This is a genomic window from Halochromatium roseum, assembly GCF_016653315.1.
GTDB lineage: Bacteria > Pseudomonadota > Gammaproteobacteria > Chromatiales > Chromatiaceae > Lamprobacter > Lamprobacter roseus.
This window is the reverse complement of record NZ_NHSH01000049.1, coordinates 65632-81358: the sequence shown is the minus strand read 5'-3', so window position 1 is coordinate 81358 and position 15727 is coordinate 65632. Positions and strand designations below refer to the sequence as shown.

The following is a 15727-nucleotide window of genomic DNA, read 5'->3' as shown; positions in this document are numbered from 1 at the left end:
CAAGCTTGGTCGATAACCTTCTCGACAGCCGTCTCGACAGCCGTCTCGACAGCCGTCTCGACAGCCGTCTCGACAGCCGTCTCGACAGCCGTCTCGACAACCAGCGATGCCGTCTCAACCTGGCGTCGGTATCATGCTGGCTGTGGAAGTCGTTGCGCTGATTTGGCAAACGCCGCTTGCGTCACAGAGCGCTCGCGCCAGCTCGCCAGCCTTAACCTGAATCTCAAACGATTCTTTATCCTGGGGACGCCGCGTCATCTGCGTTAGGCCTGATGGCGGCGAGCGGCTCCCACGCATTCGTGGCAGCCATCCTCGGTCAGCCATCCTCGGACAGCAATCCTGATTCGGTAGAACATCTCATGAATATTCTTATCATTGGCTCCGGCGGCCGCGAGCATGCCCTGGCCTGGAAGATCGCCCAATCGCCAAAGGCCTCCCGGGTCTTCGTCGCCCCTGGCAATGGCGGCACCGCCACTGAGGCTGGGGTCGAGAATGTCGACCTAGACCCGACTGACGCCGCCGGTCTGATCGCGTTTGCCAAGGATCATCAGATCGAACTCTGCATCATCGGCCCCGAGGCGCCTCTTGTCGCTGGCGTGAGCGATGCGCTGGTCGCGGCCGGCCTGCCTTGTTGCGGTCCTTCACAACGCGCCGCGCAACTCGAGGGCTCGAAAGACTTCGCCAAGGCCTTCATGCAGCGCCACGGCATCCCCACCGCGGCCTATCGGACCTTCAGCGATCGCGAGCAGGCGCTAGCCTATCTGGACCAAGTTGGGGCGCCGGTCGTGGTCAAGGCCGACGGTCTGGCCGCCGGTAAGGGCGTGGTAGTAGCTGAGACCTTGGATCAGGCGCGCGCCGCCGTCGAGGCAATGCTCGGTCAGGGGCAATTCGGCAGCGCCGGCCACCGCGTCGTCATCGAGGACAAACTGCTCGGCGAAGAGGTCAGCTTCATCGTGCTGGTGAGTGGCGAGCAGGTGCTGCCACTGGCGACCTCGCAGGATCACAAGGCGCGCGATGAGGGTGATCGCGGCCCAAACACCGGCGGCATGGGGGCCTACTCGCCAGCACCGATCGTCACGCCCGAGCTGGAGCAGCGGATCATGCGTGAGGTAATCGAGCCGACGGTGGCCGGGCTGCGTGCTGAGGGCCTGCCCTACGTTGGGTTCCTCTACGCCGGGCTGATGATCGGCGCCGATGGCACCCCGCGCGTGCTCGAGTACAACTGCCGTCTTGGCGACCCCGAGACACAGCCGATCTTGATGCGCCTAGAGAGCGACCTGCTCGAGCTGTGCCTGGCCGCAACCGAGGGTCGGCTGGCTGAGGTCGAAGCCCAGTGGTGCGATCAGGCCGCGCTTGGAGTGGTGATGGCCGCGGGCGGGTATCCGGGCGACTATGCCAAAGGCCATCCGATCAGTGGACTCGAGACCGTGCTCGCCGACGCGGATCAGGCCGAGACAAACAGCGCAAGCGCGGCCAAAGTCTTTCATGCCGGGACCAAGCGCGATGGCGAGCAAACGCTCACCAACGGCGGCCGCGTGCTCTGTGTTACGGCACTCGGCGCTAATGTTGGCGCGGCTGCGGCCAAGGCTTATGCGCTGGCCGAGCGGATTCAATTCGAGGATGCCTTCTATCGGCGCGACATCGGTTATCGCGCGCTCAAGCGCGGCACGACGCGTTGACGGATGAGGATGGCGAGCGGATCTAGGGCTGGATACAGCGGCCCTAGCGCCTGCAGATAGCCCAGGGTGCGCGGGAGATCGGCGAGATAACCCCGCTTGCCGTCACGCACCGCCAAGCGCGCGAAGATACCCGCGGCCTTGAGATGGCGCTGGGCGCCCATGAGGTCGAACCAGCGCACGAGCTGGGGCCGTTCGGCGGCGCTCAGCAATCCGGCGGCCTGCGCCTGCTCGGCGTAGACCTCGACCCAGGCCAGCACCCGCTCGCGCGGCCAGGCGATGTAGCAATCCTTGAGCAACGAGGCGAGATCGTAGCTAAGCGGCCCGGCGACCGCATCCTGCAGATCGAGGATGCCGGGATTATCGGCTTCGGTCAGCATCAGGTTGCGGCTGTGGAAGTCACGGTGCACGGCGACGACCGGTTGCTCGAGCGCGTTGTCGATGAGCAGAGCGAAGATCCGCTCAAGGTCTTCTGCCTCGGTCTCGGAGAGGTCGAGCTGCAACAGATCGGCAAGCAGCCACTGGCGGAAGAGCTCGAGTTCGCGGCGCAGGAAGGCGGCATCGTAGACCGGCAGCTCGTCGGTCGGCAGTCCACGCTGCAGCTTGATCAATGCTGTGATCGCATCGCCGTACAACCGGTCATCCTGAGCTGTGGCCGGGGCTGCTGACACCTGAGCTGATCTCGGGTCTGAATCTTGCGCAGGCGTCTGCACAGCTGTCAGCGCGTCCAAATAGGTTCGCGAGCCTAGATCCGAGACCACCAAGAAACCGCGCTCATGGTCCTCGGCCAGCACCTCGGGGGCATTCAGCCCAGCGCTGCGGAACGCGCGCGCCAAGCGCGTAAAGCGAGCGCTATCCTCATGCTCGGGCGGAGCATCGACGGCGATCAGGCTGCGCCCTTGATCGAAAAACCGCCAATAGCGGCGGAAGCTCGCGTCCGCCGAGGCCGGCAGCAGCGGGCCAACCCCTGCGCCGAGCACCATCACGAGCCATTGCTCCAGCAACATCTGTCGTTCGTCGGGCACCGAGCCTCCTCCAACATCAACGCATTGATCGTTCTATCGTTCATCGAGCGGGCTGCAAGCGCTTGTCCGACGCATGCCCTGCTCAATCCGGCTTGCGGATCTCGCCACCAGCTTCCGCCGTCGGCTAGGTCCTGGGCAGCGCCTGAGTTTGCCGCATCGCGGCGGATGTGCGACCTTACATGGATTTTGCCGACTGTGGTGCGAGAGAAGCGCACCGGCGCGGTTCTTTCTGCTCGCCTCTTTCTGCTCGCCGTCACCGCAACCGCCCAGCATCGAACCCAGCATCGAACGCATGACCGCTTTGGACCGCAGACGAATCTCCGCGAGGGCCTTCAGCCTCTTGCCCTGGGTCTTGATCGGGGCGCCAGGCCTGCTGTTCGCCCAGACACTGGCCCAGGAGCTGGCACTGGAGCAGACGCGCAGCCTTGCGCCCGTGCCACCGCCAGCCTCACAACTGCGCTCGTCCCTGCTTGAACCGGCGCCTGCATCAGCATCAGACACCCAAGCCAGAGACACCCAAGTCAGAAACCCCGAAGCGGGGGTTCAAGCCGAGGCGGCGACCACTGCCGAGACAGGCCAGCAGCCCGCAGGCATCGCGCAACCGACAGCAGACCGCGACACACTACTCCACGATGGACTGGATTGGGCTTTCTGCGGTCCCCGTCCCGCTCGACTCGGCTCAGTGCCGGTGGCCGCACCGCTCGCAGCGGATACGCCGATCGATATCAACACCGGCGCTGTCGCGTATCAGCAAGATACCGGCATCCTAACGCTCAGCGGCGGTGTCGACCTGCGCCGGGCAGGGGAGCGAGTGGTCGCAGACACCCTCACCTATGACCGCAACACCGGCGACATCGAAACCCAAGGCGCGACCCTGATGGAACGGCCCGGCTTGAGGATGATCGGCGACCGAGCCCAACTCAATCTGGAAACCTACCAGGGCCAGATGCACAACGTCAGCTATCGGTTTTCCGACGCCGCCAATCTGCGCGGAACGGCCGATCTCGCCGAACTGCTCAGCCCATCGCAGACAGGCTACCGCGGCTTGGTCTACTCAACCTGCCCGCCGGGCACGAATGCTTGGTCAATCAAAGCGGCCAAACTCAAGCTCGATCAAGAACAAGGCATCGGTGTTGCTCGCGACGCTCGCCTACGCATCAAAGGCGTGCCAGTGATCTACACGCCCTACCTGCGCTTCCCGATCGACGACCGACGCCGGAGCGGCTTCCTGATACCAACGGTCGGCACCTCGGACCAGAGCGGCCTCGAGCTGGTTGTGCCCTACTATTGGAACATCGCACCGAACCTGGACGCGACCATCTCGCCCCATTTTCTCAGCGAACGCGGCCTGCTGATGGGGACCGAGCTGCGCTACATGACGCGCAACGACAACGGCCGGATCGAAGCGGAATTCATCCCTAACGACGCGAAGTACGAAGGCAACGACGCCCGCTGGGCGCTGAATCTGGAGGAAAGCGGTACCTGGCTTGGTCGCTTCAACACCCTGGTCGAGTTCAGCGCAGTCTCCGACGATCGCTATCTCCAGGATTTCGGCAACGGACTCGATATCACCAGTACCCGCCAATTGTTGCAACGTGGAACAGTGAGCTATTTCGGCGATGGCTGGTCACTGCAGACGGCGCTGCAAGGCTATCAGACCGTCGATCCCGAACTCACCCCCGAGCAGCGACCTTATGGCCGGCTGCCGCAGGTGATCTTTAATCTGAGCCCAGTTGAGATTGGGGCGGGTCTCGTCACCAGCCTCAATGCGGAATACGATTACTTCGATCACAACCACATCGTCTACGGTCAACGCCTCGCGATGCAGCCGAGCCTGAGCCTCCCACTTCGGCGCAGCTATGGGCACCTGATCCCGACACTCTCACTCAACCTGAGTGGCTATGATCTGACCAACACGGCGCTAGGCCAGCCGACCTCGCCGAGTCATTCGATCCCCACGATTGAGGTCGACGGCAAGCTCGTCTTGGAGCGCGAGGCGAGCTGGTTTGGCACCGCGGCACTGCAAACCCTGGAGCCTCGGCTCTATTACCTCTACACCCCGTACGAGGATCAATCAGCCACGCCGGTGTTCGATAGCTCTGACCTCGCGTTCAATTTCGCCAACCTGTTCAGGAGCAATCGGTTTACCGGCCGCGACCGAATTGGTGACGCCAATCAGATCACCACCGCCCTCAGCTCACGCTTCCTGGATGCGCGTACCGGCGCGGAAATGCTGCGTTTGAGCATTGGCCGCATCCTGTACTTTGCCGATCGGCGGGTGCAGATCTTCGGACCCACTGAGGACGCAAGCGAGTCGCCAGTGACCGGCGAGATCTCGGCCCAGTTGTTCGACCGCTGGCGCGGACGCGCTAGCTTCGAATGGGACCCGGCAGAAGAGACCGACCAATGGGGCCGACGCACGCTGCAGCTCCAGTACCTGGAGCCCGGTGCCAAGCGGCTGGTCAACCTTGCCTATCGCTTCGATGCCGGCAACAACATCGACAATCGCTTTGAAACCACTGATCTTTCCTTCCGATTGCCGGTCTCAAACCAGGTCAATGTCGTCGGCCGCTGGCTCTATTCCCTCGAGACCGAGGAAACCAGCGACGCTTTCGCCGGCATCGAGTTCGGCCAGTGCTGCTGGAAGATCCGCGTGCTCGGCCGCCACTTCAAGAACCGCGCCGACAGCCCAGCGAATACATCAGTCATGCTACAAGTGGAGCTCGCCGGCCTCGGCGCCTTTGGCAGCTCCGTGGACAGTTTCCTGCAACGAGAAGTCTATGGCTATCAAGTCGAATAAAGACCTAAGGCACCACAGGGCACCAGCACTGATCATGCTCCTGACCGCCTGCTTGGCGAGTGCTTGGGCTGGCAGCAGCCTAGCCCAGGCCCAGATACAACCACTCGACGCGATCGTCGCGGTGGTGAATGATGACGTGATCGTCCAAAGCGAACTCGATAGTCAGATCGAGCTCTTGATTCCCGAGCTGCAAGCGCGCGGCGCGACCATCCCCGACCCGACAACCCTGCAAGAGCAGGTACTCGATCAGTTGGTCTTGGAGCGACTGCAGATTCAACGCGCCAAGAACCTCGGCATTGAGGTTGATGAGGCCACCCTCAACGAAGCACTGACCAACATCGCCGCCCGTAACGGCATGGGCTTGATGGAGTTGCGCGAGGCCCTCGAGGCCAACGAGGTCTCATTCGACGCCTTTCGCGAGGACACCCGCAACCAAATCATCACCTCGCGACTGCAACAAGAGGAGGTGGTCAAAGAGGTCCGTGTGAGCGAACAGGAGGTTGATCGCTTCGTCGAGACCGAACGTGACAGCCTGATCACCCGCAGCGAGGTCCGACTCAGCCACATCTTGCTCGCCTTGCCCGAGAATCCAAGCTCAGCACAGGTCGAACAGGCCAGAGACGAGGCCCAGGCCCTAGCCAGACGCATCCGACAGGGCGAAGACTTCGCGAGCCTGGCACGCGCCAAGTCAGACGGCGGCCGTGCGCAGGAAGGCGGCGACCTCGGCTGGTTCGCGATCGGCGAGGTCCCGAGCCTGGCCGCGCAGCCGGCGCAAACCCTGGCCCGTGGCGAGGTCACTGACCCGATCCGCAGCCCGAGCGGCTTCCATCTCATCCGGGTCAGCGATATCAAAGGGGACACGCCAAAGCCGATCACCCAAACCCAAGCACGTCATATCCTGATCCGCACCAGCGAAGTCGTATCGGACCAAGACGCCGAGCGGCGGCTCGAACAGTTACGCATGCGCATCATTGGCGGTGATGACTTTTCGACCCTGGCCCGCTCGCATTCCGACGACACCGGCTCGGCCTTGAACGGGGGTGACCTCGGTTGGGTGAGCCCTGGCGACACGGTGCCGGCCTTTGAGCGCGAGATGGACGCGCTTAGCCCCGGTGAGATCAGCCAACCCTTCGAGAGCCCATTTGGCTGGCATATCCTGCAGGTTACCGAGCGCCGCGAGCAGGACACCGCTGACGAGCTGCTCAGGTTGCGCGCCAAGGATGCCCTGCGCCTGCGCAAGGCCGAAGAGACCAAAGAACTCTGGCTGCAGCGGCTGCGTGACGAGGCCTACGTGGAGATTCGACTCGATGAGTTCGAGGACTGAGACGCGCCGGCTGGCGCTGACACCGGGCGAGCCAGCCGGGATTGGCCCCGACCTCTGTATCGCGGCCGCGCAGCAGGCACAGATGGAGGAGCTGGTCGCGATCTGCGATCCTGAGCTACTAGCGCAGCGGGCAGACAGGCTCAAACTGCCCATAACGCTGGAGCCCTTCGACCCAGAGCGCCCGCCGGCTCCATCAGTCCCCGGCAGGCTCCTGTTCGACGCCGCAGCCAGGCTTGCGGCCCCCGCTCAAACCGGCGAGCTGAACCCGGCGAATGCCGCCTACGTCTTGGACACCCTGCGGGCCGCCTGCGACGGCTGTCTCAGTGGACGCTGGCACGCCATGGTGACCGGGCCGGTGCACAAGGGCGTCATCAACGACGCTGGCCTGGCCTTCAGCGGACATACGGAGTTTCTGGCCGAGCGCTGCCGAAGCGACGCTGAGCCCGCGCCAACCCCGGTGATGCTGCTCGCAACGCCAGGACTGCGGGTCGCCTTAGCGACCACCCATCTCCCGCTCGCGGAGGTACCCAAGGCCATCACCGAGCCGCTTCTCGAGCGCATTATCCGGATCATGATCGAGGGCCTGCGCGAGCGCCTCGGCATCCCTCACCCGCGTCTTCTGATCTGCGGCCTGAACCCACACGCTGGTGAAGGCGGGCATCTCGGACACGAAGAGGAGGCCGTGCTGATCCCGGTGATCACCCGCCTGCAGGCAGAGGGCATGGATCTGCAAGGGCCATTACCAGCCGATACGGTGTTTGTGCCGCATCGGCTGCAGCAGGCCGACGCGGTGCTGGCGATGTATCACGATCAGGGCCTACCAGTGCTTAAGCATCTCGGATTTGGCCGCGCGGTCAATGTCACCCTCGGCTTGCCGATCATCCGCACCTCAGTCGATCACGGCACGGCCTTGGATATCGCCGGGACTGGGTGTGCGAACCTCGGCAGTCTGAATGCGGCCATCGCCCTCGCCGCCGAGATGGTTCAGACAACGCATCAGACAACGAATCAGAAGACGCACCTCTGAAGAGGTCGCCGAAAAGGCGCTGAGGTTCCATCGGCTTTCAGCCTGATCGCCCAACCTGATCGCCCAACCTGATCGCCCAACCTGATCGCCCAACCTGATCGCCGGACAGCATCAGCTGGAAAAGCGCAGGAGTCATGTGGGCGTTGGCTGCGGGCGTTAAGGCAGATGGCGACAGGAAAACGCTGATCGAGTCTGTCTTAACCGAGCACCGCGTTCTGCTGGTCAGCAATGCTGGCTTGCACCTGCAAGGCGACCTCAAGCGCACGCAGCCCAGTCCGGCCATCGACGAGCGGCCGGGTTTGATGCGTCACGCAGTCGATGAAGGCCTCGATTTCCCGATCAAGCGGTTGCACCGGCTCGACCATCACCCGCGAGCGCTGGATCTCAGGGCGCTCGCCGGCTTCGCGTTGCCGCGGCACGGCGCTATCCAGGGTCTGGCCGATGAAGTCGAGCGATAGATAGCCTTGCGGCTGGAACACCCGAATACGCCGCGTCTTCTTGTCCGAGACACGGCTCGCGACGGCATTGGCGACGGTTCCGTTGCTGAACTCAAGGCGTGCGCTGGCGATGTCGACGCGTGGCGTCAGCACCGGGGTGCCAACCGCTCGCACATCGACCAACTCGGCATCAACCAGCGCCAAGATGATATCGATGTCATGGATCATCAGATCAGCGACCACGTCGACATCGGTGGCGCGCTCGACGAAGCCACCCATACGCTGCGCCTCGATGTAACGCGGAGCATCGATGCGCGCCGCCAGCGCCATCACCCCGGCGTTGAAGCGTTCCAGATGACCAACCTGCAAGACCGCGGCCTGCTGCTCGGCAATCCGCACGATCTCGGCACCCTCGCACGCATCCACCGCGAGCGGCTTCTCGAGCAGCACATGGATGCCCTGCTCGAGATAGGCGCAGGCCACCGCATGATGGGCACTGGTCGGCACCGCGATACTCACCGCATCGACGCGTCCGATGAGGCCCAATGGATCATCCAAAGCCGCGCAACTCGCCTCCGCGGCCACACTCGCCGCACGTTCGGGGTCGGTATCGCAAACACCAACCAGCTCGACCTGCGCAAGGCGGGAATAGATGAGCGCATGGAAGCGTCCGAGATAACCGACTCCGACGACCCCAACCTTGAGTGGATGCGGGCGGCTCATGCAGTCAGCACCGTTTAGCCATCAATGATCGGCGGCGCAGGCGTTCGCTCAGCCATCGGCTGGACCTGGCCGACGTGGTACAGGTTAATCTGGTAGCCAAGCGTTAGGGTCATCCCAATCGCTAACGTGACCACGAGGACCTTGAAGAGATCGGGTTGGCGGCCGCGGCGCTTCGGTGACATGTGCTCGGTGGACTCGCTCTGGCGGTAAAGTAGTGGTGCCCCTTGGATGATCCTTGGGGACAAGGCTGAACCGTCTGTGCTTGACGGTTCTTTATTATCCACGACCATCGCCCCGATGTCTGCGGACTAGATCACATTAGCCTGATGCGCGCGCCTTAGGCCCCGCTCGGGAGAGCGGCTAGCGCACCCGCCGCAGGCTGCCCATCGACCGCTTGTCGCTTCGGAATATGCAATGAATTCAGGACTTTCAACTTGGTCTGTCCGACATCCAATCGGCGTCGTCATGATGACGCTCGCGGTCATGGTGCTCGGCGGTTTCGCGCTCAACCAATTAAATGTCGACCTGTTGCCACAGATCACCTACCCAGACGTGCGCGTCCGCGTCCTCGACCCTGGCGTGCCGGCGACCGTGATGGAAGACGAGATCACCCGCCAGCTCGAAGAGCAGCTGGCGATCACCGAGGGCGTGATCGCGATTCAGTCGCGCACGAGCGAGGGCCGCTCCGCCATCGACCTCTCGTTTCGCTATGGCGACGATGTCGACCAGGCCCTGCGCGATGCCAGCGCGCGACTCGATCGCGCCAAGCGCTTTCTGCCCGACAGCATCGACCCGCCGATCATTTACAAGCGTGATCCGTTCCAATTGCCCGTGGCCGAGTATGTGGTCGGCTCAGCGCTGCGTGACCCCATCGAACTGCGTGATCTGGTCGACTACGATCTCGGGCGCCAGCTGCTGACCCTCCCCGGAGTGGCGGCGGTCGAGGTCGGCGGCGGACTCGAGCGCGAGGTCAGCATCATTGCCGATCAGTACCGGCTCGCCGGTCTCGGGCTCGATGTACTCGATCTGCAGGCGCGGCTCCAAGCAGCCAACCAAGACGTCCCCGCCGGCCGGCTGCTGATGCGCGATGGCGAGATCAGCGCGCGTACCGGCGGGCGTTTTGACTCGGCCGAGCAGATCGCCGCGCTACCGCTTGGAGACGCCGCCAACCGCGGTGCCGAGCAGCTACGGCTCGGCGAGGTCGCACAGGTGCTCGATAGCGGCGCCGAGGAGCGCCTGCGCATTCGGCTCGATGACGCCCCTGGGATCAAGCTCTCGATCCAGAAGCAGCCACTCAGCAACACGGTCGCCGTGGTCAACGCCGTCGATGCGGAGCTCGCCCGGCTTGAGGCCGCGGGCCTGGTGCCCGAGGATATCCAGATTGCCAAGGTCGACGACCAGGCCCGCTACATCCGCCAGTCGCTGAACAACGCGATCCAGGCCGCCCTCGGCGGCGCCCTGTTGGCGATGCTAGTAGTCTACCTGTTCCTCGGCAGCCTGCGCCGAACCCTGATCATCGGCAGCGCCATCCCGATCGCCATCCTGGTCACCTTCATCCTGATGGCCGCCTTCGGCCTCACCTTCAACATCATGACCCTGGGAGGCCTGGCACTCGGTATCGGCATGCTGGTCGATAGCACCATCGTGATGCTCGAGAATATCCATCGTCATCAGCGCCGCGGCGAGCCACCCCTGACGGCAGCAAGCAACGCCGCGCGCGAGGTCAGCGGCGCGATCATCGCATCCACCTCGACGAACCTGGCCGCCGTGTTGCCGTTTCTGTTTATCGGCGGCCTGATCGGACTCTTGTTCCGCGAGCTGATCTTTACCATCTCGGCGGCCATCATCGCCTCCCTCGTGGTCGCACTCACCCTGGTACCGGCCTTAGCGCGGCAGCTGCCCGCTGGACGCGATGGCCCCTTGCGGCGAGCGGTCGACCACGCCATGCAGGCGCTCGAGAACGGCTATCGGTGGATACTGCGGCGCCTGCTCCCGAGACCCTGGCTGCTGTTGCCCCTATTCATCGTCGCCCTCGTCGCCAGCGTGCCGAGTCTGTTCTCGGCGACACCCGCCTTCCTGCCTGAGCTCGACGAAGGGGATGTGCGCATCAGCTTGACCGCGGATAACGGCGTCAATCTGGAACAGATGGATGCGCTGACCCGCCAAGTCGAGGCCATCGTTGACGCCCAACCGGAAACCCGCTCGATCTTTACCACCGTCGGCGGCTTCGTCTTCGGCCGCTCGAGCTTCGAAAACAGTCATCGCGCCAGTCTTCAGGTCCAGCTCGCCCCACTTGCCGAGCGTGACCTCGGCACGGCCGAATGGATCGAGCGCGTCAAAGCCGAGATCAAGGCGGCCGCGATCCCCGGGCTGCGCGTCTATCTCTACACGCGCGGCATCCGCGGCATTCGCTTCAATCGCGGCGATGATGATCTCAGCCTGCGCCTCAAAGGCCCCGAACTCGACACCCTGATTGCGCTCGCCGACCAGATGCTCGAACGACTCCAGGGCATTGAGGATCTGCGCAATCTGCAACACTCCAACCAAGAGCCAACCCGCGAACTCTCGATCGAGGTCGACCGGCAACGCGCCGCCAGCCACGGGCTGGACGTGGAAGACATCGGGCGCGTGCTCCGGCTCGCGCTCGAGGGTCAAGTCATCACCGAGCTGATCGAGGGCGACCGCAGCATCGATGTGCGCCTGCGCTTGGACCGAGACGATATCGCCGCCCCCGGGGATCTCGAGTCGATCATCCTCTTCGGCCGCGAGCCAGGAAATCGCCTGATGACGACGGACAATGCCAGCGATGACGCCAGAACGCGGGGCGCACGACGGCCGATCCGACTCGGCGACCTCGCCCAGGTCAGCGTCCTGCTGCAGCCCGAGACCATCATGCGCGATCGCCAGCAGCGGATCGTCGAGATCAGCGCCTCGATCGGCGGCGATCTGACCCTGGCCAGCGCCATCGAGCAAGCACTGGCGGCCGCCTCCGAGGTACCGCTGCCGCCGGGTTACAGCCTCTACGAGGCCGGCAGTCTCGAGACCCTGCAGCAGGGGCAAGACATCGGTCGGCTGTTGCTGGCCTTGGCGGTATTTCTGGTCTTGGTGGTGATGGCGGTGCAGTACGAGTCCGTGCGCAACCCGTTGATCATCCTGCTCTCAGTGCCCTTCGCACTGATCGGAGTGGCGCTCGGGCTGAGCTGGACCGACACCGGTCTATCGATGCCGGTCTGGCTCGGCATGATCATGCTGGCCGGCATCGTCGTCAACAACGCGATCGTGCTGGTCGAGTTCATCGAGCTGCGCCGTCGGGCTGGCGATGCGCGCGATGAGAGCATCATCGAGGCGGCGCGTTTGCGGCTCCGACCGATCCTGATGACCACCCTCACCACCGTCTTCGGCATGCTGCCGCTGGCGCTCGGCATTGGCGAGGGCTCGGAGATGTTGAGCCCGTTGGCGATCACCATCGTTGCCGGACTCAGCTTCTCGACCCTGGTCTCGCTGCTGCTGGTCCCGAGCATCTATCGTCTGCTCGGCGCCCGAACGGCGCGCGCGCCAGCCGAAGCGGCGAGCCCTCCAGTGGTCCAAGCGGTCAATGCCTTGCGCTTAGATGCCACCGTCGCAAACGATCAGAAGAAGCCATAGACCAATTGCTCCATTCGCTCCATTCGCTCCATTCGCTCAGGAGAGATCCACTGAAACTGGTTGCAGAAGTCGGCCGCGCGGGCGCAGTCTCGGTTACACTGAAGTAACTGCGTACGCTAGGCAGACGCGAGTAACATGCAATGGGCCTGAAGCACTGACTCATGCCCCTGTAAAGTGCGTCTGGCAACCACGGAAGCCCTCCTTCAGCCCGGCAGCGGACGCCGCTTAATCGATCCAGCGAGCAATGCCAGCGACACTCGAAACCCTCCGTCACGCCGACACCGGCCACGCAATCGAAATCGCAGAGCGCGTTTGGTGGGTCGGCCATGTCATCCCCGAAGACAAGTTCCAGTGCCATGTCTACCTGCTCGAACAGGGCGACCAATCGGTGTTGTTCGACCCCGGCTCGCGCCTCACCTTCGCCCACACCCTGCGCAAGGTCGAGGAGGTTGTCCCGCTCAGCGCGATTCGCTACTACGTCTGCCATCATCAAGATCCAGACATCGCCGCCGCACTGCCGCTGATCGATGAGCTCAACACCCGCTCGGACGCAGCGGTCGTCACCCATTGGCGCGCCGCGACGCTGCTCAAACACTACGGTCTGAAGATGCCGTTCTGGCTCGTTGACGAGCACGACTGGAGGCTCGAACTCGAAGATCGAACGCTGGAATTCATCTTCACCCCCTATGCGCACTTTCCGGGCGCCTTCTGCAGCTTCGACCGCAGCACCGGCGTGCTCTTCTCGAGTGACCTGTTCGGCGGCTTTACCGAAGTGCCCCAATTGATCGCACTGGACGAATCGCACTTCGACGCGGTGCGCCCGTTCCACGAGCATTACATGCCGAGCAGCGACATCCTCGATTATGCGCTGAGCCAGATCGAGCGCTACCCGGTGGAGATGATCGCGGCCCAGCACGGCTCGATCATTCCGCAGCATCTGGTCGGGTTTATCATCGACAAGCTGAGGCACCTGGAGTGCGGCCTCTACCTGCTCGGTCAAGGCGACACAGATATTCGGCGGCTCTCACAGCTCAACCGGACCCTGCGCGATATCACCGAGACGATGCTGCTGTATCGCGACTTCCGCGACATCGCGACGCGACTCCTCGAGGTCGTCCAGCGCAGCCTGCCTGTGACGCATATCGACTACTACGCAGCGCTGCCCGACGGTCAGGTGCTGACACTCGCCGCTAAGGCACGCTTTGTCGGCATCGTTGATGCTCAAATCCCAGACACCTGCAAGTTTGTGGGGCGCACACTCAGCGACTGGAAGCGCGCGCACATCGAAGATTCCGCGCCCTCAAACCACGACCTCCATGCCGAGGGCTTTTGCTTGCAACCAGAGACCCCCTCGGGAGGCGCGACGATCGCGGTTCCACTCACGGCCCAGAACAGCGAACAGATCGAAGCGATGGCTATCCTCGCATTCGACAGACGCCCGCTGATCACCTCAAGCACCGCGCAACTGATCGTGCAGATGATCGAGCCGTTGAAGATCGCGCTCGAGCGCGAGGTGATCTACCGGTCGATCGACCTCGAGCGCGAGCGCGCCTATCAACGCTCGATCCGCGACCCGCTCACCCAGCTCTTCACGCGCGTCTATATGCAAGACGTGATGAAACGCCACTTGGCCCTGCAGGAGCGCGACATGGCTCCATCGGTCGCAGCGGTGATGCTCGACCTTGACCATTTCAAGCAGATCAACGACACCCACGGCCATGGTGCTGGTGATCGGGTGCTCGAACAGGTCGCCGAGCTGATCCAAAGCGAGTGCCGCAGTGTCGATGTCCCGGTGCGCTTCGGCGGTGAAGAATTCCTGGTACTGGTGATCGGTCAGACGCTGAGTGGCGCGACCAAGCTGGCCGAACGGCTCCGCGCTGGGATCGCGGAACATCCATTCGACATCGATGCGGACAGCCCATTGAAGGTCACGGCAAGTCTCGGCGTTGCCCAACGAAAGCCCGACGAATCACTCGAAGCCCTGATCCAACACGCCGATATGGCACTCTACGAGGCCAAGCGCGCTGGCCGAGATCGCTTCAGCATCGCCGAATGAGGTCAAGGCCGAGAGCGCTGCCGCTGCGCTCGTCTACCGCGGCGGCGCTGCCTCCTCCGAGTCTGGCGGCGCTGAGGGCGCAAGCACCGCTGGCGGCGGCACCTTCAGTCCCATCGCATCACGCAAATACTGGGGAAAGTCGGGGTTACGCCACCCCTCCGCTGCAATCTTGTCGGCCGCTGGACGCAGCCTCGCCGTATAGTCCAGCAACGCTGACTGCTGCTGCGCGTTGATGTCCCTGATCTCATCGGTCATCTTCGAATCCGCATTCTTGCGCTCGCCGCTGCGGATGGCATCGAACTGCCGCATCAGATGGGCGTAATGCTGCCCAGCCAGGGCGGGAATGTGCTCAGCCTCGTCACCCTCGCCAGCCGCACCGTGGCAATCGGCACAGTGCTCGCCATAGAGCCGCTCGCCAAGCACCAAGTCGGTGCCTGGCCCGAACCCATTGTTGGCCGTCATCGGCAATGTGGCGACATAGGCGGCAACATCCGCGATCTCCTGCGGACCGCCCAAGATCTCCGGCACAGAGAATGGATACATGAGCGGATTGTCGCGATTGCCGGCACGGAAGTCGGCAAGCTGCTTGATGATCACTGTGCGCAGTTGACCCGCAATCTGCGGATAGATCCCATCGACGCTGCCCCAGCCTTCCGGTAAGTGGCACACGGCGCAAGTGAGGTAGACCCTGCGCCCGCGCTCGATATCCGGCGTCAGCGTCAAAACCTGATCGTACTCACGCTTGGCAATCTCAGCTGGGGTCTCGACCAGCGTCTCAGCCAGCGACGGCATTACCAGCGCACAACCTAGTAGGGTTATGCAGGTGCGCAGCATCGTTCGGCTCATACAGTCCTCCGTTGTGCCGTCCAGGTCATCACCGCGGTTTCTTCGCCCTATCTTGGCTTAGCTCTGACGGCGCCATTTGGTGTTGTTTCAAGTATGCGCCGCAACGCCCCGACTGGGCGAATGGCGAGGGTTGAGTATAGCGCTGCCGGTGCCGTCTTGGCCCAAGCC

Annotated in this window: 10 protein-coding genes; 6 read left to right on the top strand and 4 right to left on the bottom strand. The window is 63.4% G+C overall.

The window, feature by feature from the left end; all coding sequences use genetic code 11:
* The first annotated feature begins 359 nt into the window (after nt 1-359).
* The gene (gene purD / locus CCR96_RS08595) at nt 360-1679 is read left to right on the top strand and encodes a phosphoribosylamine--glycine ligase (protein ID WP_201219720.1); all 1320 of its coding nucleotides are present in this window, start codon (nt 360-362) and stop codon (nt 1677-1679) included.
* On the opposite strand, the gene CCR96_RS08590 is transcribed toward purD, so the two are convergent.
* Complete coding sequence (locus tag CCR96_RS08590; protein WP_338035847.1) at nt 1646-2701, bottom strand: aminoglycoside phosphotransferase family protein; 1056 nt, start codon at nt 2699-2701, stop codon at nt 1646-1648. The genes purD and CCR96_RS08590 overlap by 34 nt on opposite strands.
* Nucleotides 2702-2993: 292 nt before the next feature.
* Here CCR96_RS08590 and CCR96_RS08585 point away from each other — a divergent pair, with 292 nt between their 5' ends.
* From CCR96_RS08585 to pdxA, 3 genes are read left to right on the top strand one after another with little or no spacing between them, the layout of a single operon-like run.
* Nucleotides 2994-5501, top strand: a complete 2508-nt coding sequence (locus tag CCR96_RS08585) for an LPS-assembly protein LptD (protein ID WP_201219719.1) — start codon at nt 2994-2996, stop codon at nt 5499-5501.
* A complete protein-coding gene (locus CCR96_RS08580) occupies nt 5482-6825 on the top strand; it encodes a peptidylprolyl isomerase (RefSeq protein WP_201219718.1) in 1344 nt (447 codons plus the stop codon). The genes CCR96_RS08585 and CCR96_RS08580 overlap by 20 nt, the downstream gene beginning before the upstream one ends.
* Complete coding sequence (pdxA, locus tag CCR96_RS08575; protein ID WP_201219717.1) at nt 6809-7852, top strand: 4-hydroxythreonine-4-phosphate dehydrogenase PdxA; 1044 nt, start codon at nt 6809-6811, stop codon at nt 7850-7852. Before CCR96_RS08580 ends, pdxA begins: the two co-directional genes overlap by 17 nt.
* 197 nt (nt 7853-8049) lie before the next feature.
* Here pdxA and CCR96_RS08570 read toward each other — a convergent pair whose 3' ends face one another.
* The gene (locus CCR96_RS08570; protein WP_201219716.1) at nt 8050-9012 is read right to left on the bottom strand and encodes a Gfo/Idh/MocA family protein; all 963 of its coding nucleotides are present in this window, start codon (nt 9010-9012) and stop codon (nt 8050-8052) included.
* Between the two features lie 14 nt (nt 9013-9026).
* Nucleotides 9027-9194 (bottom strand): hypothetical protein, encoded by a 168-nt coding sequence (locus CCR96_RS08565; protein WP_201219715.1) that lies wholly within the window; start codon nt 9192-9194, stop codon nt 9027-9029.
* A gap of 232 nt (nt 9195-9426) precedes the next feature.
* Between CCR96_RS08565 and CCR96_RS08560 the strand changes: the two genes are divergently transcribed.
* Together CCR96_RS08560 and CCR96_RS08555 are read left to right on the top strand one after the other, a co-directional pair.
* Nucleotides 9427-12657 (top strand): efflux RND transporter permease subunit, encoded by a 3231-nt coding sequence (locus tag CCR96_RS08560; RefSeq protein WP_201219714.1) that lies wholly within the window; start codon nt 9427-9429, stop codon nt 12655-12657.
* A gap of 244 nt (nt 12658-12901) precedes the next feature.
* A complete protein-coding gene (locus tag CCR96_RS08555; protein ID WP_201219713.1) occupies nt 12902-14713 on the top strand; it encodes an oxygen-binding di-iron domain-containing protein in 1812 nt (603 codons plus the stop codon).
* Nucleotides 14714-14746: 33 nt separating this feature from the next.
* Here CCR96_RS08555 and CCR96_RS08550 read toward each other — a convergent pair whose 3' ends face one another.
* The gene (locus tag CCR96_RS08550; RefSeq protein WP_201219712.1) at nt 14747-15559 is read right to left on the bottom strand and encodes a c-type cytochrome; all 813 of its coding nucleotides are present in this window, start codon (nt 15557-15559) and stop codon (nt 14747-14749) included.
* Between the last annotated feature and the right edge of the window lie 168 nt (nt 15560-15727).